This is a genomic window from Gelidibacter sp. F63206 (assembly GCF_023015735.1).
Genome location: NZ_JALKAU010000035.1, coordinates 1 through 253 on the forward strand (window position 1 = coordinate 1; position 253 = coordinate 253).

1 pseudogene is annotated in these 253 nt (G+C 43.9%); it reads right to left on the reverse strand.

The features are described 5' to 3' along the window. Nucleotides 1-9: 9 nt before the first annotated feature. Nucleotides 10-253, reverse strand: a pseudogene (locus tag MWU32_RS00435) (group II intron reverse transcriptase/maturase); the annotation flags it as partial.

A 253-nucleotide genomic window follows, 5' to 3' on the forward strand; every position in this document is an offset into this window, starting at 1 on the left:
TACGGCGGTTCACCAGATTAAAGTTTGCGCTCTATCGATGTAATCTCCTAGCGGTTTATAGCCTTTTCGTTTGAGTCTGGAGATGGTTACGGTAGTTTTTAAAATAGGGCTTTGGGCTGTTGCCCATCCTCCCATTCGGGTTCTACTCCAAGCATACGCTTGCCCTTGCTCTATCCCCAATCTAATAAGGTTTTTACGTTTACGTTCCAGCTTTTTCCAATCGTGCCAAATACAATATCGCAATCGGTTTCTT